The sequence below is a fragment of the Advenella alkanexedens genome (assembly GCF_019132845.1).
GTDB lineage: Bacteria > Pseudomonadota > Gammaproteobacteria > Burkholderiales > Burkholderiaceae_B > Advenella > Advenella alkanexedens.
Genome location: NZ_JAHSPR010000002.1, coordinates 101,545 through 124,053, shown reverse-complemented (window position 1 = coordinate 124,053; position 22,509 = coordinate 101,545). Strand labels below are relative to the sequence as shown.

The following is a 22,509-nucleotide window of genomic DNA, read 5'->3' as shown; positions in this document are numbered from 1 at the left end:
CTGAAGGTCCAGGAAAAGTTTACTCTCCACCAGCCGGCCGCGATGGGTGATACCTATTAACGACGTGCTGGTCAACCAGCAAATCCTCTTGAAAAGCTCGTGCTACCGCTTCAACAATCTCGTCCCATATACCCGGTGCCTGCAATATTGGCATCTGTTTGGCCAATACGTTGCTTAATGCACCCTGGTTTTGCTCAATGGAACGCAGCACGCGGTCGGCCTGCTGGTCGGGCATTTCAATTATTTCTTTAAGTGCCTGGCGTGCCCGTGCATGATTGCGTAAATAACGGGATTGCTCACGCATCTGTTCAGTTAACGTCCGCCTGATAATATTGGACAAATACATCACATGCGGCCCAAGGTCAAGGTAACGCCATACATGACGGGCTTTTTCGACACCGCTGAATTCAAAATTGGATGTTACGCCATCCGGGTAAGTGATATCGGTAACGCTAAACGAAACATCATCACTTAGCGTTCGCATCAAGGGTTTGGAAACCTCATCCAGTATCATGTCATAAGCCCGACGTTCTGCGGCATCGTCTGTAATAACCGCTGACACAGGCAAAATAACAGGGTCTGGCACAGCCCCGTCACGACGCAGCAGGTCATTAACCAGAAAGCGGTGTATGCGGCCATTGCCATCCGCCAATGGGTGGATATACACAAAGCCAAAAGCCGTTACCGCACAACGCATGACCGGTGACTGCCCTTGGGTACGCTCCAGAAAAACGTGCAGGCCTTCCAGCATGGGCGGCACCTCTGCCGCTGGTGGTGCCACATAGTGAACCACATCCTGGTACTGGAAAGTTTCCCCCACAAATACCGGAGACTGACGCACACCAAAATGCGTAACCGTGGTGCGATCGCCCAGGATTTCACCCTGTAATTGTGCAAGTGCCTCGTTGCTTAAAGGTAAATCACCCTGCCCGGTCCAGCGCGCCATGACATCGGCAAACCGTTCAATGCGATTGGTGCGGTCCGCCTCCCTTTCTATGGCAAAACTGGCTTTGCTTTCCCGCAATGTCATCCAGATGGCGGCACGTCTTAACAGGTCTTCACCAAATTCAGCAGCCAGGTTCTGGAATAAATGCGGCACATCCAGCTTCATGGCCAGCATGACAGCATCGGTTTTGACAATCATCGGACAGAAGTAGCGCGTTCCCGGCAAGTTATCATTAACACGCCAACGCGATGATTTTATGACTTGGTCTTTTGAAGAGGCCACCAGTTTACTGCTGTCGATGGCATCAACATAGTTGCCACCCAAGCGTTCTGGTAGCTGTAACGTAGCATTGCTGATCCATTCATATAAAAAAGCCGCCCGGCGCGCATATTGTCCTGTGGGTTCGGCATTAACCCAGGTCTGGATAAAATCACCCCCAGTTTTGGCAAACAAACGGGATAAAAATTCCAGATGAGGAATTTCGTGACGCAAATGAAATTGCAAATGGGCTGCAGGCTCTGAAGTAGGCCGCATGGTTTCCGGATAGGTTTCCAGCCGGTCACCATCTATAATTTGCGTAACCCGTCGGCCACCGATCTGGCTTTGTACTGGCAAACTCCCTACCGGAGTGATTTGATACGTTTTGGCCAACCATGCCGCGCCAATGGGGTCAGCGGGAAGCGTATTCATTAATAACTCCTGTTGGGTTCAGCGGTTGTGCGCACAAAGAATATGCATCCCCACGCATCGTAGCGGTTCCCACGCAGGAGCATGGGAACCAGGTTTCCTATCGCTCGTTGCTCGTTCCCATGCTCCCGTAGGGAATGCGGGTAACCGACTGCTCGTTCCCATGCTCCCGTGGGGAATGCGGGTAACCGACTGCTCGTTCCCACGCTCCTGCGTGGGAATGCGGGCATGCACAAAACCGATTATATTGTTTTGAAAATGCATTTTTTCAATTATACATACATAAAATCAATTACAAAACAGGATTTTTGCTCAAATTTGATTATGTAGACGTTCACGATACTCGATCAGCTCTCATTTCCACGCTCTGCGTGGGCATGCAAACCAGCCCCACGCATCGTATCGGATCCCACGCAGGAGCATGGGAACCAGAAACACACCATCCTCGTTCCCATGCTCCGCGTGGGAATGCATCGCTAAACTTACTTACGCAAACACTTCCATCAGATACCCGCTTACCTTGTCTGCCACTTCCTGCCAGCTGGCTTTCGCGCCAACGGTTTTCATATCAATGGTTTTTAATTCGGCGTAACCGCAAGGGTTGATGCCGTCAAACGGGCTTAAATCCATGTCAACATTAATGGCCAGGCCATGGTAGGTGCAGCCACGGCTGACTTTCACACCCAGGGCGGCAATTTTGGCCAATTCACCGTTTTCCATGGGTACATACACCCCGGGTGCACCGTCTTTGCGGCAGGCCTGGGTAATGCCATAGTCATTCAGGGTATGAATAATGGCGTCTTCCAGCGCGGTAACGTATTCTTTAACGAACATGTTGGCGCGATGCAGGTTGATTAAGGGGTAAATCACCACCTGCCCGGGGCCATGGTAGGTCACCTGGCCGCCCCGGTTGCATCGCACAACCGGTATCTTGCCCGGGTTAAGGACGTGTTCCGGTTTGCCGGCCTGCCCAAGGGTGTACACTGGCGGGTGCTCCACCTGCCAGATCTGGTTTTCCGTGTCTGGCTGGCGGTTTTCCGTGAAGGTTTTCATGGCCTGCCAGGTACTTTCGTAGTCGGCCAGGCCTTCAAGCCGTTTCAGCTGCGCCATAAGCTTACAGCACAACCTTCACCAGCTCGTGACCATGCAGGGAACGATAGATGTTGTCCAGCTGTTCGCGGGAAATGGCACGCACGGTAAAGGTTAAGCCTATGTAGTTGCCGCCTTTGCTGGCACGCATTTCCACGGTAGCGGCATCAAAGCCGGGGTCGTGCTGCAATACCAGTTCAACCAGCATTTGGGCCAGCTCGGGGTGGTTAACGCCCATAACCTTAATCGGAAAATCACAGGGGTATTCAATTAAGGATTCTTCGGGGGGAATTTCTTTCATCATAATTGTTCAATTTCCAAATCGTAAGCGGCACGCAGTTTTTGGTAGATGGGGCCGGCAACACCCTGGCCCACCGGCTGGCCATTGTATTCAAGAATCGGCAGCACTTCTTTGGTGGCCGAGGTAAACAGCAATTCGTCGGCCTGGGCGACCTGTTCTTCGCTAATGTTTTGTGCCACAAACGGGATGCCACATTGGGCCGCCAGTTTTTCCATTAGGCCGTAGCGAATGCCTTCCAGAATCAGGTTGTTCTTAAGCGGCGCCAGCAGCGTACCGTCTTTAACCACCCAGATGTTGGCCGAAGAGGCCTCGGTCATGAAGCCGTCACGAAACTGGATGACGTCGTCTACGCCTTTGGCATGGGCATATTCTTTGGCCAGAATGTTGCCCAGCAGGGAAACACTTTTAATGTCGCAGTGATACCAGCGTTCGTCGGGCATGCTTACCACCCTGAAACCCTTGGTGCGCAACTCTTCGGAAGGCCGCACAAACGGAGAACTCATCAAGAAAATGGTGGGTGCTACCGGCGGGTTTGGGTAAGCATGATCGCGCTTGGCCACGCCACGGGTGACTTGCAGGTACACAAAGGTATTATCAGTTTCGGCTTTGTTAACCATGTCGGTCATGAGCTGAATCCAGTCTTGGGTGGTTTTGCCGGTTTCCAGCTTGATGGCCTTAAGACTGCGCTCCAGACGGGCCACGTGTTCGTTCAGGCGGAATGGTTTGCGGTTGTAGGCCGGTACCACTTCATAAATGCCATCACCAAAAATAAAACCCCTGTCCAGAACCGAAATTTTTGCCTGGCTGAGTGGCAGGTATTCGCCATTCAGATAAACCAGGCTGTCACTGCTAATGCCTTGTATCACCGTAAACCTCTATGCCGAGTAAATAAGGCCGGACTGAAGTTTTTCAAGGCGGCCTGAAAATAAAAATTGTGTTGAAAACTCTCGTTCCCACGCAGGAGCATGGGAACCAAAAGTATCGTGCCCGTTCCAACGCGGGAGCTTGGGAACCGGACAGAACCACCCCGGCGCTATGCGCCACCCCTCCGCAGGCGGGGAATTATCCGTCTCGTTCCCACGCTCCTGCGTGGGAATGCAGACCCGTCCCCCGCATCGCACTGGTTCCCACGCTCCTGCGTGGGAATGCATACCAGCAATCCTAGAACATGCCCAGCAGCTTGTCCCACATGCGACCCACGAAACCGGCTTGGGCAACCGCTTCGGTAACCACCAGGGGTTCCTGTTTAAGGATTTTGCCATCGAGCACAAACTGTACCGTACCCACGGTTTGACCTTTGGCCAGCGGAGCCACCAGTTTGCCGTTGTATTGGGTAACGACCTGGACGGCATTTTCCTGGCCACGGGGTACCGTAACGATAACCGGATTCAGCGAACCCAGGTTAACCTGCTTGGTTTCACCTTCCCAGACCCGTGGCTGCACCAGAGGTTTGCCGGCTTCGGCAACGGTTTTGTCGCTGAAGTTCTGGAACCCCCAGTCAAGCAGGGTTTGACTGATCTGTTCGCGGGCACGCACCGAATCAGCCCCCACTACAATCGTGATAATACGGCGACCATCGCGCAGAGCCGTGGAAATCAGGCAGTAACCCGCGTCATCGGTGTGACCGGTTTTCAGACCATCCACCCCGATATTGCGATACAGCAAACCATTACGGTTAGGTTGCCTGATTTTATTGAAGGTAAATTCAGGTTGACTGAAATAATGATAATAGCTGGGGTGATCTTTAATAATATGTTGAGCCAGCACCGACAGATCACGCACGGTGGTGTAGGTGTCTGGCGAAGGCAGGCCGGTAGGATCACCAAAACTGGTGTTGTTCATGCCAAAGGCTTTGGCTTCCTGGTTCATTTGCCCCACAAAAACACTTTCGCTGCCAGCCACCACTTCGGCCAGCTGAATGGTGGCATCATTGCCAGACTGCACAATCATGCCTTGCAGCAAATCACCCACCGATACCTGTTTATTCACCTCAATAAACATGCGCGAACCACCGGTTTTCCAGGCCTTTTCAGAAACGGTCACCATTTGGTCAAGGCTGATGCGTTTGTCGTCCAAGGCGGAAAACACCAGGCTGGCCGTCATGAGTTTGGTCAGTGAGGCCGGTGCAATTCGCAGGTCGGGTTCGACATTACCAATAATCTGGTTGCTGTTTACATCAAAAACCATCCAGGCCTTAATAGGCGGGTTAGGTGGAGCAACACTGGCAAAGTCACTGACAACCGGCGTTTGGGCGTTGGTAACAGTAATGCTTGAGCGGGCTTCAGGGGCCTGGGTAGCAGCAGGTGCGGGATTATTAAGTACCGAGGTAACAACTGAACCGTTTACCGTGGTTTCTGCCTGGGCAGGTGTTTTATTTTTATCATAAAAATAATAGGCACCTCCAGCGAGTGCCACAACGATCAGACCAAGTAATAAACGACGGGAAGACATAAAAAAAACAGTATCCGGTTAGAGTTGTAAGATAAGGCAATGGCATGAAAAACCATGCCATTGCGGTTTATTATAAGCCCTGTTGCCGGTAAACCCACGCCAGCACTGGCTTATTTCAGGATTTGGTCCAGCTTAATTTGTATCAATCTTTTCAATTGAATCAGGAACCCATGAAAAAAATGGGTCGCCTCGGGAATCACCGTTACCGGGATCTGATAAGGCCTGATCCAGTCGAAAACTTCCTGCAAAGGCACAACCTCATCTTTTTCACCATGTACGACCAGCAAATCGGCAGGTAGTTCAATATCACGATATTGAAACCGCCATACGGCTGGCCCCAGCAGCATCATGGCATCGGGCAATTGATGCTGAGCCTCTTTTTGTTCGGCATACAGCTGGGCTGCCACCGCCGTACCAAATGAAAAACCGGCCAGCACCCATTTTTTATGGCCCACTTCGGGATAAAGCCGTTCAATTTGTTCAATGAGCATTTGCATGTCACGGGTTTCACCATGAGCCTTATCGAACTCACCTTCAGACAGACCCACGCCCCTGAAGTTGGGACGCACGGCAACCAGACCGTTCTGGGCACATGTCCGGGCCACCGTCGTGACAATTTTATTATCCCGCGTACCTTCATGCAGCGGATGCGGATGCAACACCAGGGCCCAGCCCCTGATGGGGGTATCGGGCCAGTCGATGGCGCAATCCATATTGCCGGCCATCCCGTTCAAGATGATTTTTTCTGTTTTGATTGCCATTGCTATTACTGGCCCAAAGGCCCTGTTTTAAGTGCATGCGACTTGAATTCCACGGGTGGCTTGACGGCCCCGCCCGGATTTATTTCACTGGGCGGTTTACCCACCCAGCCCTGCCCGTGTGCATACACCAGGCCATTGGCCAGCCAAATAACAAAAAACAAGGTTCGCATAATTAATGATTCCATTCGGCCCGTGCATAGATACGCAAGCCATCCAGCACGGGAGATTCAATTTCCTGCAAAGTGATTGTATCAAATCCCTTTACCTGCGCGATGTCGTTAAGCAAACGGTGCAGCTCTGGCAATACCCCATGCCGGGCACCACCGGTCACGAAAATGGTGGGAGGCTGAGCGGTTTTATCCAGTACGGCTTTCCATTGCCGCACAATGGCTCCAGCCTGGGCGGCAATAATGCCACTTAAGATCGCCTGTTCGGTATTATGCGGAAAAGCCGGGGGTACCTCACTTTTACGCAGGTCGATGGCAGGCAGATTGGCGGTCCCTTTATGCAAACTGGCACGCATGAGCATAACACCAGGAAAGATCAGCCCCCCCATGAAGAGGTTGTCGGCATCAATGCTGTCAACGGTGGTGGCCGTACCAAAGCTCACCAGCATGGCAGGCAATTCGGGATGTTGCCGATGTTCGGAAAGCCCCAAGAGCCCCATCCAGCGGTCGGCGCCCAGCTGTTCGGGATGTTGGTAACTGTTTTTCAGGTGCAGGGTTTGCGCCTGCGCGGCCAGCCATTGAAGCGGACAGGAAGCAGGCAGGGCCTGCTGGATTTTGTGTGCAATGACTTCACCGGCCACGTTAACGCCAATGGCCCTTACAGGAACTTCGGGCAAGGTATTGCACCAGTCGTGCAGTTTGTCTATATGGTCGTGCTCCAGCACCAGAAGGTCTTCGGTTTGCCGGAATTGGTTGATAAGGTAAGTGACTTTTACCCGGGTATTGCCCGAGTCGATCAGTAGCATGAGCATGGCGCGCTCCTAGGTATGGGTACGGGCACGAATGCTGATATCACCGTTGGTGACAAGATGCAGGCCCTGCCCGTTTTCAACCACCAGGCATGCCTGGTCATTTAAACCCCTGGCAGTGCCTGTGAGTACAATTTTATCACCAGACAGCACATTAACCTCACATGTTTTAAGGGCATCCAGGCTTTCATGGCGTTGCCGGAACGGCGCGAAACCTTCCTGTTCGTAAAGGGAAAAAGCCTCGGACCAGGCACGGGCAATACGGGCAACCAGCAGGGCAATGTGCTCAGCCTGTTCATCCTGCCGGTTCAGGCTCATCAAAACCGAAGTCCAGTCGGCCACTTTGCGACCCAGGTCCTGGCTAAGCGCTTCAGCCTGGGAAAGGTTCATTCCCATACCCACCACCACCACATGATGACGGTCATTCACCCGGCCATTTCCCGGCTTGACCGATTCAACCAGCAGACCCGAGAGTTTGCCCTCATCAAACTGGATATCGTTGGGCCACTTCATGCTTAAACGGTCCTGTGCGGCAGAGCCCACCATCTTGCGCAACTGTTCACAGGCCACAATACCGGCTACCGGTGCCAGCATGGGCAGTTGCGCCGGCGGCAGGAAAACATCATACGCACAGGAAAACATCAGGGTGGCGCCCGCATTATCCACCCATTTGCGCCCGCTACGTCCCTTACCTTTTTGCTGGTGATGGGCTCCAATCAGGGCCGGGCGCCCCCACTGGCTCTGCAGGTTGCGCGCTTCCTGCATCAGAAAAGTGTTGGTTGAATCAATTTGTTCAACCCAGGCAATAGAAGAAAAGTCAGGCAAGGCGGAAAACAGGGTTTTCTGCAGCATGCCTGCACTGGGCAATAGGGTCATTATGGATAACTCTGGTAATACACTAACGAAGATAAGGTTTCAGGGCACTCATGATACGATCGGTGGCCCCCTCATGCAATGATAACCACTGCTTGGCCGCTTTGCTCATGCCAAGCCGCTGTTCTTCATTACCCAGGATTTTAAGAGCCAGTTTAATGGCCCCTTCTTCGTTCTGGGTACGCCGGGCAGCCCCTTCCGACAAGGCGTCTTCCACCGATTGCTGGAAATTTTCCGTATGCGGGCCAACAATGACCGGTACTCCCACGGCACAGGGCTCAATATGGTTCTGACCACCATACTCGCCAAAACTGCCTGCCACAATCGCCAGATCGGACATGGCGTAATAAAAGAACATGTCCCCAACACTGTCACACAAGAGAATATCGATGGTTTTCAGATCATCATTGATGGGGTTTTGCGAGCGGCAACGGTACGTAAGGCCACTTTGCTGAATCAGTGTTTCCACTTCCCGGAACCGTTGTGGATGACGGGGAATAATCATGAACAGGGGCAAGGATGACGCTGCTTCCTGCCGGGACTGTTGCTCTTGATTTTTAACCAATGCCTTGATGACCTTGAGAAAACCCTCTTCTTCACCGTCCCGGGTACTGGCAATGGCCACCACCTGACGGTTGATAACCTGGCGTACCACTTGACCTGCATGTACCTGGCTATAAGAAATATTAAGGTCAAATTTCAGATTGCCAACCACTTGCAGGCGCTTGACGCCCAGATCATCAAGCCGGGCAGAGTCGACACGGCTTTGGGTAAGCACCAAATCCAGTCCAGCCAGGGCATTACGCATGACGCTGCCCAGCCAATGGGCCTGTTTGTAGGCCGATTCGGAAAACCGGGCACTGGCCACAATCAGCGGCATTTTCTGGCGATTGGCCTCGGCCACCATATTGGGCCAGATTTCACGTTCAATCAAAATGCCGCAACGGGGCTTCCAGTGCTCCAGAAACCCCCTGACTGCCTCGGGGAAATCATAGGGCACCCAAGCCTGGCACAACATACCCTGACCAATCGCATCGGCAAACATACGGGCACCTTGCGCCCTGCCAGTGGCTGTCATATGGGTTAACAAAACCGGAAAGCCCTGGTCCAACAAAGCCTGAATCAGGGGATGCGCAGCCCGGGTTTCACCAAGACTGACGGCATGCACCCACACCGGGCGCCTGAACGTGAAAATGGTTTCGGCATAGCCTTCATCATCACCATGGGCAATGCTGGAACCGGCAGGTGCCGAATGAGGGTAACGGCCAAAACGCTCATCACCGCGAATGTCCCATTTCCCGCCCGCCTTGCGGGCACGACGCTCTAGCAGCCATAATGCAATGGGTGCAATCAGACGCAGCGTATTAGTATAAAAGAATCGGTTCATGGTTAGCTTGCCAGTGCCTGTTTCAGTTTGGATAACACCATTTCCCGTGTGGGTGGAATGCCCCGGTCACCCAGACTGGCCGTAAAGGCAGCGCCTACCAGCGGTGTTCTGACCGGGGTGGAAGCGCTGTAAATGCCAATTGTAGGACGACCCAGCGCGGCGGACAAATGCGTCAGACCGCTATCAAGCCCAATCATCATGCGGGCAGGTGCAATGACACGGGCCACATCGGTCAGGGACATACGGGGCAAAATCCCGGCATCGGGAAAGTCACGTACCAGCGCCCGGGCGCGTTCGGTTTCTTTTTCATTGCCGGCCAGCAGCTTCAGGCTTAGCCCGGCAGCATTCAATTCACGGAATACGGCATGCCAGTCAGCCTCGGGCCACAGCTTGTCTTCACGACTGGCCGAGGGCATGATGACGACGTAATCCTGGATGGCAACGCCATCGGTAAATTTTTGCAGGCCAAAATCGGGCTCGCCGTCGTACTGGTAATTGAAAGTCGCCGCTGCCAGCATACGTTGACGGGTAACCGCAGGCTGCCAGAAAGCCACGGTATGCCTGACATCATAAAACAGGGAAGCCATGGACTCCCGGGCAGATTTCCAGTCCAGCCCATGCTTGACCCCCTTGGCCTGACGAACAATCCAGGCGGATTTCATGAGGGCCTGCATATCCAGCACAACATCGTATCGGGTACTTTTAAGTTTACGCTTGAGCTCGGCCCTTTCCTTCCGGGTAGGCGCCGACCACCAGGTTTTACGCCAGCGACGGTGAGCCACCTTGATAACCTCATGCACAGCAGGATGCCAGGCGGGAATTTCAGCAAAAGCCTCTTCAGCAACCCAGTCTATTTGCGCATCAGGAACATGTTTGGCAATATCCGAAATGGCCGGCAGCATGTGCACCAGATCGCCCAGCGAGGAAGAGCGAACAATAAGAATTTTTGTTGTCATATTATTTTTGGTCAAAGTAAACGGAACACCTTTGCCGATTATGGCCATACATGATGCCTGCATTTTACTTTAATATTTGGAGTTTTGAAATTTTCACTTAAGGTATAGAATAGTCGAACATCTATACCGCGTTACACCGAACCGGCAAATTCAGGCCATACCGCCCGTATTTGCTTATTTTTATCTTCCCTGTCACCTATATACAGGGATTTACCCGGAGCCCGGAAAAATGACCCATGTTTTCCACCGTAACCCCAAAGTGTCCCTGAAAACAGCCGTGGGCGGTAAAGGTATCCGTCTTTTTGATTCGGACGGAAAGAGTTATATCGATGCCTGTGGCGGCGCAGCGGTTTCATGCCTGGGGCACGGACATCCGGCCGTGATTGAGGCCATCAAGCAGCAGCTTGACACCATTGCCTATGCACATACTTCATTCTTTACCACGCAAGTGGCCGAGGATCTGGCCGATTTTCTGCAAAACAAGGCCCCAGGCAATCTTAACCATGTGTATTTTGTATCAGGTGGCTCAGAAGCGGTGGAAGCAGCCCTGAAGCTGGCACGCCAGTATTTTGTGGAAATTGACCAAACCGAACGCAGACATTTTATTGCCCGCCGCCAAAGCTATCACGGCAATACACTGGGCGCCCTGGCAATTGGTGGCAACGCCTGGCGACGCCAGCCTTTTTTACCCCTGCTCATAGAGGCGCATCACGTGTCTCCCTGCTATGCCTACCGTGACCAGCTTCCCAACGAGTCCGAAGAACAATATGCCTCCCGCCTGGCCCATGAGCTGGAAGACAAAATTCTTGAGCTCGGGCCGTCCACCGTGGCCGCCTTTGTGGCCGAAACCGTGGTGGGCGCGACAGCCGGTGCCGTGCCACCGGTAAAAACCTACCTTCAGAAAATCCGCGCGGTTTGCGATAAATACGGTGTTTTGCTCATTCTTGATGAGGTCATGTCGGGTATGGGCCGCACCGGCCACCTGTTTGCCTGCGAAGAAGACGGTGTGGTACCCGACATTATTACCATTGCCAAAGGCCTGGGGGCCGGTTACCAACCGATTGGCGCAACCCTGTGCTCGGATAAAATTTACGATGTGATTGTCAATGGCAGCGGTTTTTTCCAGCATGGCCATACTTATATTGGTCACGCCACCGCCTGTGCCGCTTCGCTGGCGGTTCAAAAAACCATACAGGATCAAAACCTGCTGGCCAATGTGCTGCAGCGTGGCGAACAACTGCGCAATGAACTACGCCAGGCATTTTCCGGTAACGGGCATATTGGCGACATTCGTGGACGCGGACTGTTTGTGGGAATCGAACTGGTGCAAGACCGGGAAAGCAAAAAGCCCCTGGATCCGGCGCTTAAAACCCATGCCCGAATCAAGGCACAGGCCAAGGAAAACGGCCTGCTGGTCTACCCCATGGGCGGCACCATCGACGGACGCCTGGGCGATCACATTTTGCTGGCCCCCCCCTTTATTTGCACCGAAGCAGACATTAGCGATATTGTGAGTCGGCTCAACGATACGGTATCGCAGGTTTTATAAGATGAATTAACCGCAGCTCCCGTTTTTACCACGGGAGCAACCACATATATTAAATGCACAAAACAACAGGAGAGACCATTTAATGGCACGTTTACCTTATGCCGATTTAACCACCCCACAAACCAAGCCCCTGGTCGACCAGATTGTGGCCGAACGTGGCAGCGTTATTCATTTATACCAAATGCTGTTGCACAGCCCCGCCATTGCCCAGGGCTGGTTGGATTACCTGACCGCGGTACGTCAAAAAAGCACTCTGCCCGGTGATATCCGTGAATTGATTATTATGCGGGTGGCGGTCTTGAATGGCGCTCCCTACGAAGCCGACCAACATGCTCCCATTGCCCTGAAAGAAGGCGTCACCCAAGCCCAGCTTGATGCCCTGGACGACTGGGAAAACAGCGATTTATTTGATGAGCAAACCCGCGCCGTGCTGGCCTACACCGATTCAATGACCCGGCAGATTCAGGTTCCCAAAGAAATTTTTGAGGCCGTCCGCAAGCATTATGACAATCAGAAGCTGGTGGAACTGACCGCCACCATCGGTGCCTACAATATGGTGTCACGTTTTCTGGAAGCGCTGGATATCCACCAGGACGACCAACGGTAAGCGGGTGATTACGCATCCTGGGGTTTCGCCAATGCCAGCTCCACGCAGATCGGGGCATGGTCGGATATTTTGCTCCAGGGCCTGCCTTTTAATACCTGGGCAGAACGGATTTCAAAACCGCGCTGGTACATCCTGTCCAGCCTTAGCCACGGGAAAGCCGCCGGAAAAGTGCGCGCTGGCGGCAATTCCTCGGGGTCTTGCAGGTGCTTAAGCACCTTGGGCAAGGTTTTCAGGGAAATCTCAGGTAATTTCATCCGCTGGGAACGCAGTTTTTTCTCAGTCTCCATGAGCTTTCTGAAGCTGAAGGTATCCCAAAGACGCTTGAATGAAACTTTCATGCGGGGCAGTTCATCATCAAGCCGCAGCGGTGTCTGGGCAAATACCTCATGCACACCCAACTCTTCGGCAAAAAAAGGAGCCAGTTTTTCATTCCAGTCATTGAAATCACCGGCAATAATCAAGGGTTCATCTTCGGGCACCAAACGCTTGATACGTTCGATAATAGCCGCAACCTGACGGATCCGGCTACCGTGAAACAACCCCAAATGCACCACAAAACAATGTATGCAATGCTCACCGATCTTTACCCGGGCATGCAAAACACCACGCTGCTCCAGCTTATGGTCGGAAATATCCTCATTTTCATGGTCAATAATTTCATACTTGGACAACAGGGCATTGCCATGATCGGTTTTTTTCCTGATGGCATTGCACCCATAGGCCACTTCCATATGCAAATGTCCGGCCAATAAGGCAGGCTGGGCATGCTGGTGCCGCTCTTTTTCGTTTCGCCCCTGGATTTCCTGTAAAAAAACCAGATCCGCTTTCAGGCCCGAAAGCCCTGCACTTAGATCAAGCAGTGAACTGCGACGCCCCAAGGCGGTTTTCCCTTTGTGAATGTTATAACTGACAATTCTAAGTACTGTCATGTTTTTTCGTGTTCCTTAAAGAATGAACAGGGTAACCAGCCATTGAACAACCATTTGGATAATTGGAAAAATAATAGGGCTGAGCAATCCGGTTACTATTAATCCTATGAGTATGAACATGCCGTAAGGTTCAATTTTATTGTATTCCCAGGCCAGCTTGGGTGGCAACAAACCCGACAGCACCCGTCCGCCATCCAGGGGCAGCAAGGGAAACAGGTTGAAAACCATTAGAATGACGTTGACCTGAATGCCTGCAATGGCCATGAGCCACCAGAAGCTGCCAAAACCGCCCAGTTCAAGGGCCACTCTGGCCATGATAGCCCAGAAAACAGCCATGAGCAGATTGGCACCAGGTCCGGCAGCGGCAACCCAGATCATGTCTTTTTTGGGATTGCGCAAATTATTGAAATTGACCGGAACCGGCTTGGCCCAGCCAAAAATAAACCCGGTATTCAGCAGGGCCATGGCCAACGGCACAATAATCGTTCCCACCGGATCAATATGTTTGACCGGGTTCATGCTGATTCGTCCCAGCATAAAAGCGGTCTGGTCGCCAAATTTCCGGGCGGCATAACCATGGGCAGCCTCGTGCAAGGTAATTGCAAACAGCAAAGGCAGCGCGTAAACGGTAATTGATTGAACTATTTGGCCAAAATCCACAAAAACAACTCCAGAAATTCCATAAGACCCGAAACGGGCAAGCAAAACACGCCATTACAGAAATTGCGCCCATGAATGAGAATAATTAACGCAACATCCTGCTTTGATCCCCATTTTACCAGCAAGTTGTTGGCAGACTTGTTAAGTGAAAAAAAGACTTCGTTGCAAGAACGCAAAACTTGCAATCGTTTACACCCGGAATAAGGGACTTGCCCTGATTATGTTTAAAATGAGGCAAAAACTTTTGTACAGCGGTGCAATATCGCACCCATGGTTTCAAGGAAAATACAATGCGCTTGGATGGGTCAGACGAAAGCAAAAACATAGAAGATCGTCGGGGCAACCATACCGGGATGGGTGGTGGCATGTTTGGCCGTGGTGGCGGCATGTTCGGGGGAGGAAGAGGTGGTGGTGGTGGTGGCGGTGGTGGCAAGAAATTTGGCCTGGGAACCATCGTGCTTATCCTGGTTGCCATGTATTTTGGGGTGGATCCCAACCTGCTGCTGCAAATGACCGGTTCCGACGCCCCCTCACAATATGAAGAAACCACGTATTCACAAGGACCAACGCCAGGCCTCAGCGATGCTGAAAGCAGGTTTGTGGCCAAGGTGCTTAAAACCACCGAAGACGCCTGGGGCAGAATATTCCAGCAACAGCAATGGGGGGCCTACCCCGAACCCAAGCTGGTGTTATACAGCGGATCCACACGCAGTGCCTGTGGCCTGGGCCAGGCGGCGATGGGCCCTTTTTATTGTCCGGCCGATGAAAAGGTTTACCTGGATTTAAGCTTTTTCAGGGAAATGGGCCAGCGCCTGGGTGCGCATGGCGACTTTGCCCAAGGCTATGTAATTGCCCACGAAATCGGCCATCATGTGCAAAACCGCCTGGGCATCCTGGATCAGGTCAACGAGGCACGCAGCCGTGGCAACCAACGTCAGGCCAATGCACTTTCCGTCCTGTCCGAGCTGCAGGCCGATTGCCTGGCCGGTATTTGGGCCAACCAGTTGCGACGCCAGGGAGACATTATTGAACCCGGCGATATTGAAGAGGCCATCAATGCGGCAGCCGCCGTGGGCGATGACCGCCTGCAAAAACAGCAGCAGGGTTATGTCGCTCCTGACACGTTCACCCATGGCACCTCACAGCAACGCATGACCTGGTTCAAGCGGGGCCTGGAAAGCGGCAATATTGCTCAGTGTGATACCTTTGCCAGCACCCGGTAAGCGCCAGGAAACAAGCGCTACGGTTTTGTCATAATATAAAAGTTATGACAAAGCCGTAAATATCATTTTATTTTCAAAACCACATCAGGTTACATTGGCCGCATACATGAAAATGCATTGTTTTCATGATACTGCCGGGAAACCTCCATCACATTGCACAGACCCGGCATTGTCTTTCCGGAGTCTTTGAAATGTCCAATATGTCCCAATCATTAAGTGTGCAAAAAGCCCTTGATGATGCCCCCATTTCCCGCTACCAGTGGAAAACCATCCTGCTGTGCTTTTTGATTGTTGCCACCGATGGCCTTGATACGGCCGCCATCGGTTTTATCGCCCCGGCCATTATTGCCGATTGGGGCTTAAGCAGGCCCCAGCTAACCCCCCTGTTCATTTCGGGCCTTATTGGCCTGACCCTTGGCGCCATTATTTTTGGCCCGCTGGCTGACCGTCTGGGACGCAAGAAAATTCTCATCTTCAGCGTTTTCTTTTTTGGCCTCATGAGCCTGCTGTCGGCCTTTTCCCCCAATATGGAAACCCTGGCCTTTCTGCGTTTTTTAACCGGCATCGGTCTGGGAGGGGCCATGCCCACCGCCATTACCCTGACGTCCGAATTCCTGCCTGCCCGTCGTCGCTCAGCCCTGGTGACCCTAATGTTTTGTGGATTCACGCTGGGTTCGGCCCTGGGAGGCGTGCTTACCGCACAATTGCTGCACTTGGTTAATTGGCACGGCATTCTGGTACTGGGTGGTGTACTGCCGCTGGCACTGGTGATTATGTTGTCCATCTTCCTGGATGAGTCTCCCCGTTATCGTGTCAGCAAAAACGAGCCCGCTCAAAACATTGCCGCTTTCATGGGAAAAATTACCGGTAAAACCTACCCCAATACCGTCTTCCATCTGGATGAAATCAAAACCGGCAAAAGTGCGGTTACCGCCCTGTTCCAGCCCGGCCTGTTCATGGTGACTGCAGTGTTATGGCTGGCATTTTTCATGAGTTTCCTGATTATTTACCTGTTCTCCAGCTGGGTACCCACCCTGCTTGGCAGTATTGGTGTCGAACTGTCCAAAGCATCCTGGATTACCGCCGCCTTCCAGATTGGTGGCACCCTGGGCGCCATTTACCTGGGCAACCTCATGGACAAGCGCAACCCTTATAAAGTGTTAATTACCAGCTATATCCTGGGTGCCGGTTTCATTGCCCTTATTGGTTTTTCAACCAGTAATATTCCTTTATTGGTGCTGGGCATTTTTGGTGCCGGTGTGGGCATTAGTGGCGCACAGGTAGGATTCAACTCTTTATCTGCCATTTTGTATCCCACCGAATGCCGGGCAACCGGTGTTAGCTGGGCCAATGCCGCCGGACGCTGCGGTGCCATTTTTGGTGCGTTTGCGGGTGGCACCATGATTTCCTGGGGCTATGAGTTCACGACCATCTTCAAGGCACTGGCCTTCCCCGCCTTGATTACCGCTTCATGCATCCTGGTGCTGTATATGTTCTCGCTAGCCAAACAAAAGCGGGCACGCCAAGGCACCACCATGAATGCAACACCCGCCAATGCATCGTAAAACCATTTATTTGCAGCAGTCACACTCAATTATAAAACGGGAAGACGCCCCTGCTGTCGGGGGTCTTCCGCACCAGCCAAATGGCCTTAACCATCAAAAAAAGACAAACAATGACTAAACTTTACAGCTTTTTCAACAGTTCCGCCTCTTACCGTGTACGTATTGCTTTAGCGCTAAAAGGCATCCAGTACGAAACCGCAGGCATTAATATCCGTTCAGGTGAGCAGAACGATCCCGAGTTTTGCAAGCTGAACCCCATGGCCCTGGTACCTGCCCTGGCGGATATTCCTGAAGGATCCATTGGTCAGTCGCTGGCCATCATTGATTACCTGGACCGGAAATACCCCAACGTTGCCCCGCTTATCCCTGAAGATACCGCGCAGCGTGCCCTGGTTCTGGAAATCGCCTATGGCATTGCCTGCGATATTCACCCCGTTAACAATATGCGTATCCTGAAATACTTAAGCAAAGACCTTCAGATCAGTGAGGAACAAAAACAGGCCTGGTATGAACACTGGATCGCAACGGGCTTGAAAAGTATTGAAGCTTTGCTTGAAAAAGCCGGCTCTGATCATTTCTGCGTTGGCGATACGCCCACTCTGGCCGACTGCTGCCTGATTCCGCAGCTGGCCAACGCCATTCGCATGAAATGTGATGTGAGCGCCTATCCCCGTTGCCTGAAAGTGTACGGGCATTGCACAAGCATGCCCGCCTTCAAGGCCGCGGCACCTGAGAACCAGCCCGATTACATCGCACCGGCTAACGCCTGATATGTCTTGTGCCCACGCAGGAGCATGGGCACGAGTATATTACATCGCACCGGCTACTGCCTGATAAGTCTTGTGCCCACGCGGGAGCATGGGCACGAGTATATACTTGTCTTGTGCCCACGCTCCTGCGTGGGCACACAAACAGGCGTGGGTAAAATCCCGCTTCTTCTTATTACCGCGATGCCTCAACCAGGTGCCCGAGGAAGGCCTCGAGCGTATCTGACGGCGGTTCGTTCTGACGCCAGAAAATACCCACACTGCCCTTTTGTTCGATTTTGGGCAAGTCCAGAATCACCAGCTGCCGCTCTTTGGCAAAACTGTCAGCCAGCCGCTGCGATAAAATCCCCACCATATCGCTACCCTGCAACATGCGAACCGTGGCGCTCATGGAGCCAGATTCGACATGATTGGCGGGCATCATCATCCCCAGGTCAACCAGGGCATGGTCAATACTGCTGCGGATCGGCGTGCCGGTAGGCCAGACAATCCAATCATAATCACCAAGCTGTGCCCAATCAATATTGGACTGGCCCGCCAGGGGATGCCCCGGTCTTGCCACAAAACAGATGGGTTCGGTATACAGGACCTTGTAATTCAACGGCAATTGCAGGGCGCTTCCCCCCACCCGGCCAATGACCGCATCAATATGGCCGGACACCAATTGTTCCAGCAAAGGCGTCATGACGCTTTCAATGATGCGTACATGAACATTGGGGTAATCCTTGAGCAGATCCAGCACGGCTTTTGATACGACATCGGTGGCCACCGGTGAACTGCCAATCATAAGCGAACCCTGGATACCTTCCTTGAACAATTCTATGTCCCGGGTAGAACGCTCCAGGTCATTAACCAGTCGTCGTGCATGCTTAACCACCAGCAAGCCCCCCGGTGTAGGCCGGATGCCCTTGCTATGCCTTTCAAACAGGGGCATGCCGATTTCTTCTTCCAAGCCAGACAGCCATTTTGACAGGGCCGGCTGGGTAATATTCATAAGCTCGGACACCCGAGTCAGGTTTTGCTGCTCGGCCAGCGCCACCAAAGTTTTCAGGTGATGAAATTTGAGTTTAGCAATCCAGCTCATGATTAAAACCAACCGTCATATTAAAAATAAACAACCGGCATAACAACACCCGCTTTACGCCTTATTTTTGTATCAATACCCTCAGAGGCATTATTTTCTAATCACCACTTCCTGCGGGATTTTTTCCAGCAAGCTGTCAAGATCGCGATAAACCCTGTCCATGAGTGCTTTGCCAATTTTTTCTTCCAGTGCATTATGCTGGTTTTCAATCAAGGGCTTGATCCGGGCCAGCAAGGCCTGCCCTTTTTCAGTCAGATACACTTCCTGCTTGCGTTGATCCTGCTGCGAGCGGCTTCGACTGATCAGACCGACCTGCTCCATGCCTGTTAGCATACGCGTCAGACTGGGACCCAACAGCATGCATACACTGGAAAGCTGGTTCGGTGCCATGGGCTCTTGCTCTCCCAGGGCTCGCAACACCCGCCACTGCTGGTCTGTCAGTCCTTCGGCATGTAAAAGAGGACGAAAATGCACCATTAGCGCTTCACGCACGTTCAGCAGCAAAGAGGGCAAACTGCGGTAAGACGACGAACTCATTTTGATTTCACCCCCTTGGGAACATAAACTTCATCCCGGTGAACGTCATGTGACACAAAACCAATATCATTGTCAGGCATGGCCAGAAACTCGGGTTTGTCCAGGGTTTGGCGGATATCCATCAGGCCCGATTGCCAATGGTCTTTCATGCTGGCAAGACCGAACTGATAATCCTTGTTATGACTTTCATAAGGACGGTCACGATAAATCAGCTGGATGACATTATATTTACACCTGTCAGCCAGCTCTTTGATCTTGGCCAGCGAAGCGTCATCAGGCATTTTTTCAGGGGACACCAGTTCAAGCAACTTGCCAATGGCATGACGCATTTCCTGAACCTGCTTCCAGTAATCAGTCAGCATACGGGTCCGGCTGGAATATTGAATTTCCTTTTGCCGATCATTCACCTGTTCCATGTTGTGTGGAACATGTCCGCGGGCACTCCAGAGATCCACCTGGAACACCAGGGTATCGCGACTGGGTTTTGCGCCCAGCACATAGGTCAGTGGCGTATTCGAAACAATGCCACCGTCCCAATAGTAATCACCATCAATTTCCACCGGCGCAAAGGCCGGTGGCAAGGCCCCCGAAGCCATGAAATGCTCGGCCCGCAACTCGTGACATTCATTATCAAAATAGACAAAGTTGCCGGTACGCACATTGACGGCACCCACCGACACATGAATGTCACACTTATTGCTGTTGATACGGTCAAAGTCGCAGAATTTTTCCAGCGTATGTTTAAGCGCCGATGTATCGTAATAACTGGCCTTTTCGGGCGTGCCATGCCCCACCATGGCCGGTGGCGGAATGCGCAGCTTGTAAAAACCGTTCTGGCCATCGAAAATGGCACTTAACCCGTACATATTGCCAAGACCAATCTTGAACCAGTCGTGCATATTGAACAGACCCTGCTCAAAAAACGGTAACATGGACATGCCCAAATTGGGCTGACAAATGGTTTCCCAGAACTGACGCAGTTTTTCAACGCGATCTTCTGGGGCATTCCCGGCAATAACGGCGGTATTCAGGGCACCAATAGAGATCCCGGAAATATGATTGGGCATGATGCCCGCTTCATTCAGACCCTGGAAAACCCCGGCCTGATAAGCACCCAGCGCCCCACCCCCCTGCAATACTAGGGCGATGCGTTCATAATGAGGCAAATTCAATGACTTCTCCGAACAATAACAAAAAACGATTTAGTGCATGTACCAACCGTGGCTGACCGTAATTGACTGACCGGTAAGGGCTTTATTGGGGAACGCCGCCAAAAACAAAGCGGTTTGGGCAATATCTTCGGTCGTGGTGAACTCCCCGTCTACCGTGCCGCCCAGCATGACATTTTTAACCACTTCCTCTTCGGAAATACCCAGCTCTTTGGCCTGTTCGGGAATTTGTTTTTCTACAATCGGAGTCCGCACAAATCCGGGGCAAATCACATGCGAGCGAACATTATGCTCGGCCCCTTCCTTGGCCAGCACACGAGCCAGGCCCAGCAAGCCGTGCTTGGCGGTTACATAAGGCGCTTTCAATTTGGAGGCCAGGTGAGAATGCACCGAACCCATATAAATAACCACCCCGCCACGGCCGGCAGGATACATGTGATTAAGCACAGCCTTGGTGGTCAGGAAGGCACCATCCAGATGAATCGCCAGCATCTGTTTCCATTTGGTGTAATCGAACTTGTCGATGGATTCGATGGTTTGAATCCCCGCATTGGACACCAGAATATCAATTGAACCGAACTCGGCCACCAGGGCATCAACACCCTGGTTGACCTGATCTTCACTGGTCACGTCCATGGCAACCCCAATGGCTTTGCCACCCGCATTGATGATTTCATCTGCCACTTTATTGGCCCCGTCAATATTCAGGTCGGCAACGCCAACCGCGGCACCCGCCCTGGCATAGGTCAGGGCAATTTCACGCCCCAAACCACTGGCAGCACCGGTTACCAACGCCACTTTTCCATTTAACGAGGTTTGTACTTCTGTTGTCATACTTAACTCCATTCCTGTCTGGTTTTAATAAAATGCGCTTAATGCCATTTGATGTAATTATTTTGAATTCGTCATGAATCCGGTGTGCATTTACAAAATCAATGCACAAAAAAGCATAGCATAGGTTCAGGCTTCAAACCTGTTTGCCCGCGACACTGGCTGCTGATATTACTCATCAGAAATCGTGATGCAACCTTAAAACAATGGGGTCAAGGCGATACGCCCCAAATCTCACACACAGCCTGGCGAATAAGCTGACTGTTTTTATCCGTCTCATATTCTGCCGGATAAATATAGCTCAGACGCGAACGGATGTCATACCCTGGTACCAGGGCAATATTTTTGCCAGCCTTGATGGCCCGATAGGCTTCACGCGAAGGGATAAGCGTGATGGCCAGATTGCTGGCAACCAGCTCGATGCATAAATCAATATCATCACAAACCAGTGCGGTTTGCGGTGAAATCTTGTGTTGATGCCAGAAGCGGTTGCTGATCTTGTCACCGGCCGAGAAAGCCGGGCGCTCTATCCAGGTGGCCGTACTGAAAAATGTCTTGGGGTCTTCAATGGCTTCCGCCAACCGCTGCACGGCCACAATCAGCACATAATGCACCTCGTCCAGCTCGATGGAGTACACCGTACGATAAGGGTTGTCACCCAGAAAAAAGCCGGCATCAATCTCTTTCTTGCGCACCTTGTTCAGGACCTCGCCGCTAAGGCTGTTTTCCACATGCAAATACAGGGAACTGTCCAGTTCCAGAATATGGTTAAGCAAACGGCTTAACATTTGCCGGTCGACCGATTGAATAATGCCCAGTTTTGCCTGCTCTACATATGTGGATGAAAGACTCAGGGCAAAAACATCAAGCTCGCGCATTTGCTGCAAGATGGATTCAGCCTTGGGCAAAAAGGCCTCACCGGCTGGCGTCAGCCTCATGCCCTGAGTATTACGTTCAAACAAATTAACATCAAGATTGCGCTCGATCGCCTTGATTTGTGCGGTTACGGCAGGTTGTGACAGGTGCAGGGATTCTGCTGCCTGCGTCAAATGCCCGTAATGGGCCACTGCCACAAAACTTTTCAGTTGGGTCAGATCCATTTATCCTCCTGGGTACTTCATTTAAATATAAACTTTTTTAATAATTGTTTTTAGTAGTTTT

At 52.0% G+C, this 22,509-nt stretch carries 23 protein-coding genes; 5 read left to right on the top strand and 18 right to left on the bottom strand.

Annotated features, from left to right (window positions below; all coding sequences use genetic code 11):
- Positions 1-19 precede the first annotated feature (19 nt).
- The 11 genes from KU392_RS03055 to waaC all read right to left on the bottom strand — a co-directional run bounded on the left by KU392_RS03055 (position 20) and on the right by waaC (position 10,427).
- Positions 20-1,636: a Fic family protein gene (locus KU392_RS03055; RefSeq protein WP_217734525.1), complete on the bottom strand. Its 1,617-nt coding sequence runs from the start codon at positions 1,634-1,636 to the stop codon at positions 20-22.
- 483 nt (positions 1,637-2,119) lie between these two features.
- Positions 2,120-2,743, bottom strand: coding sequence for a lipoyl(octanoyl) transferase LipB (lipB, locus tag KU392_RS03050; protein ID WP_169293431.1), 624 nt, complete (start codon positions 2,741-2,743; stop codon positions 2,120-2,122).
- Between the two features lie 4 nt (positions 2,744-2,747).
- Positions 2,748-3,023, bottom strand: coding sequence for a DUF493 family protein (locus tag KU392_RS03045; RefSeq protein WP_169293647.1), 276 nt, complete (start codon positions 3,021-3,023; stop codon positions 2,748-2,750).
- A complete protein-coding gene (locus tag KU392_RS03040) occupies positions 3,023-3,889 on the bottom strand; it encodes a D-amino acid aminotransferase (RefSeq protein WP_217734524.1) in 867 nt (288 codons plus the stop codon). Before KU392_RS03040 ends, KU392_RS03045 begins: the two co-directional genes overlap by 1 nt.
- A gap of 295 nt (positions 3,890-4,184) precedes the next feature.
- Positions 4,185-5,474, bottom strand: coding sequence for a D-alanyl-D-alanine carboxypeptidase family protein (locus KU392_RS03035; RefSeq protein WP_169293429.1), 1,290 nt, complete (start codon positions 5,472-5,474; stop codon positions 4,185-4,187).
- 110 nt (positions 5,475-5,584) lie between these two features.
- Complete coding sequence (locus KU392_RS03030; protein WP_169293428.1) at positions 5,585-6,235, bottom strand: alpha/beta hydrolase; 651 nt, start codon at positions 6,233-6,235, stop codon at positions 5,585-5,587.
- A gap of 5 nt (positions 6,236-6,240) precedes the next feature.
- Positions 6,241-6,405, bottom strand: a complete 165-nt coding sequence (locus KU392_RS03025) for a hypothetical protein (RefSeq protein WP_169293427.1) — start codon at positions 6,403-6,405, stop codon at positions 6,241-6,243.
- A 2-nt stretch (positions 6,406-6,407) separates the two neighbouring features.
- A complete protein-coding gene (locus KU392_RS03020) occupies positions 6,408-7,214 on the bottom strand; it encodes a type III pantothenate kinase (protein WP_169293426.1) in 807 nt (268 codons plus the stop codon).
- Between the two features lie 9 nt (positions 7,215-7,223).
- On the bottom strand, positions 7,224-8,087 hold the full coding sequence (locus tag KU392_RS03015; RefSeq protein WP_169293425.1) for a biotin--[acetyl-CoA-carboxylase] ligase: 864 nt from the start codon (positions 8,085-8,087) through the stop codon (positions 7,224-7,226).
- Positions 8,088-8,109: 22 nt separating this feature from the next.
- Complete coding sequence (locus tag KU392_RS03010; protein WP_169293424.1) at positions 8,110-9,471, bottom strand: 3-deoxy-D-manno-octulosonic acid transferase; 1,362 nt, start codon at positions 9,469-9,471, stop codon at positions 8,110-8,112.
- A 2-nt stretch (positions 9,472-9,473) separates the two neighbouring features.
- The gene (gene waaC, locus KU392_RS03005; RefSeq protein WP_169293423.1) at positions 9,474-10,427 is read right to left on the bottom strand and encodes a lipopolysaccharide heptosyltransferase I; all 954 of its coding nucleotides are present in this window, start codon (positions 10,425-10,427) and stop codon (positions 9,474-9,476) included.
- A gap of 229 nt (positions 10,428-10,656) precedes the next feature.
- Between waaC and KU392_RS03000 the strand changes: the two genes are divergently transcribed.
- A complete protein-coding gene (locus KU392_RS03000) occupies positions 10,657-11,976 on the top strand; it encodes an aspartate aminotransferase family protein (RefSeq protein ID WP_169293422.1) in 1,320 nt (439 codons plus the stop codon).
- Between the two features lie 82 nt (positions 11,977-12,058).
- Positions 12,059-12,583, top strand: coding sequence for a carboxymuconolactone decarboxylase family protein (locus tag KU392_RS02995; protein ID WP_169293421.1), 525 nt, complete (start codon positions 12,059-12,061; stop codon positions 12,581-12,583).
- A gap of 8 nt (positions 12,584-12,591) precedes the next feature.
- Here KU392_RS02995 and KU392_RS02990 read toward each other — a convergent pair whose 3' ends face one another.
- Together KU392_RS02990 and KU392_RS02985 are read right to left on the bottom strand one after the other, a co-directional pair.
- Positions 12,592-13,512 (bottom strand): endonuclease/exonuclease/phosphatase family protein, encoded by a 921-nt coding sequence (locus KU392_RS02990; protein ID WP_169293420.1) that lies wholly within the window; start codon positions 13,510-13,512, stop codon positions 12,592-12,594.
- A 15-nt stretch (positions 13,513-13,527) separates the two neighbouring features.
- A complete protein-coding gene (locus KU392_RS02985; RefSeq protein ID WP_169293419.1) occupies positions 13,528-14,172 on the bottom strand; it encodes a site-2 protease family protein in 645 nt (214 codons plus the stop codon).
- Positions 14,173-14,462: 290 nt separating this feature from the next.
- Here KU392_RS02985 and ypfJ point away from each other — a divergent pair, with 290 nt between their 5' ends.
- From ypfJ to maiA, 3 genes are all read left to right on the top strand, one after another.
- Positions 14,463-15,395, top strand: coding sequence for a KPN_02809 family neutral zinc metallopeptidase (gene ypfJ / locus KU392_RS02980; protein WP_217734523.1), 933 nt, complete (start codon positions 14,463-14,465; stop codon positions 15,393-15,395).
- Positions 15,396-15,586: 191 nt separating this feature from the next.
- Positions 15,587-16,960, top strand: a complete 1,374-nt coding sequence (locus KU392_RS02975; protein WP_217734522.1) for an MFS transporter — start codon at positions 15,587-15,589, stop codon at positions 16,958-16,960.
- Between the two features lie 110 nt (positions 16,961-17,070).
- Positions 17,071-17,730, top strand: a complete 660-nt coding sequence (maiA, locus tag KU392_RS02970) for a maleylacetoacetate isomerase (RefSeq protein WP_217734521.1) — start codon at positions 17,071-17,073, stop codon at positions 17,728-17,730.
- Positions 17,731-17,902: 172 nt separating this feature from the next.
- Here maiA and KU392_RS02965 read toward each other — a convergent pair whose 3' ends face one another.
- The 5 genes from KU392_RS02965 to KU392_RS02945 form a co-directional block, all read right to left on the bottom strand.
- Positions 17,903-18,811: a LysR family transcriptional regulator gene (locus KU392_RS02965; RefSeq protein ID WP_217734520.1), complete on the bottom strand. Its 909-nt coding sequence runs from the start codon at positions 18,809-18,811 to the stop codon at positions 17,903-17,905.
- 90 nt (positions 18,812-18,901) lie between these two features.
- The gene (hpaR, locus tag KU392_RS02960; protein WP_217734519.1) at positions 18,902-19,348 is read right to left on the bottom strand and encodes a homoprotocatechuate degradation operon regulator HpaR; all 447 of its coding nucleotides are present in this window, start codon (positions 19,346-19,348) and stop codon (positions 18,902-18,904) included.
- Positions 19,345-20,520: a DUF3734 domain-containing protein gene (locus KU392_RS02955; RefSeq protein WP_246587264.1), complete on the bottom strand. Its 1,176-nt coding sequence runs from the start codon at positions 20,518-20,520 to the stop codon at positions 19,345-19,347. Before KU392_RS02955 ends, hpaR begins: the two co-directional genes overlap by 4 nt.
- 30 nt (positions 20,521-20,550) lie before the next feature.
- Positions 20,551-21,351, bottom strand: coding sequence for a 3-hydroxybutyrate dehydrogenase (locus tag KU392_RS02950; RefSeq protein ID WP_169293415.1), 801 nt, complete (start codon positions 21,349-21,351; stop codon positions 20,551-20,553).
- A 209-nt stretch (positions 21,352-21,560) separates the two neighbouring features.
- Positions 21,561-22,448, bottom strand: a complete 888-nt coding sequence (locus KU392_RS02945; protein WP_169293414.1) for a LysR family transcriptional regulator — start codon at positions 22,446-22,448, stop codon at positions 21,561-21,563.
- Positions 22,449-22,509: the final 61 nt, after the last annotated feature.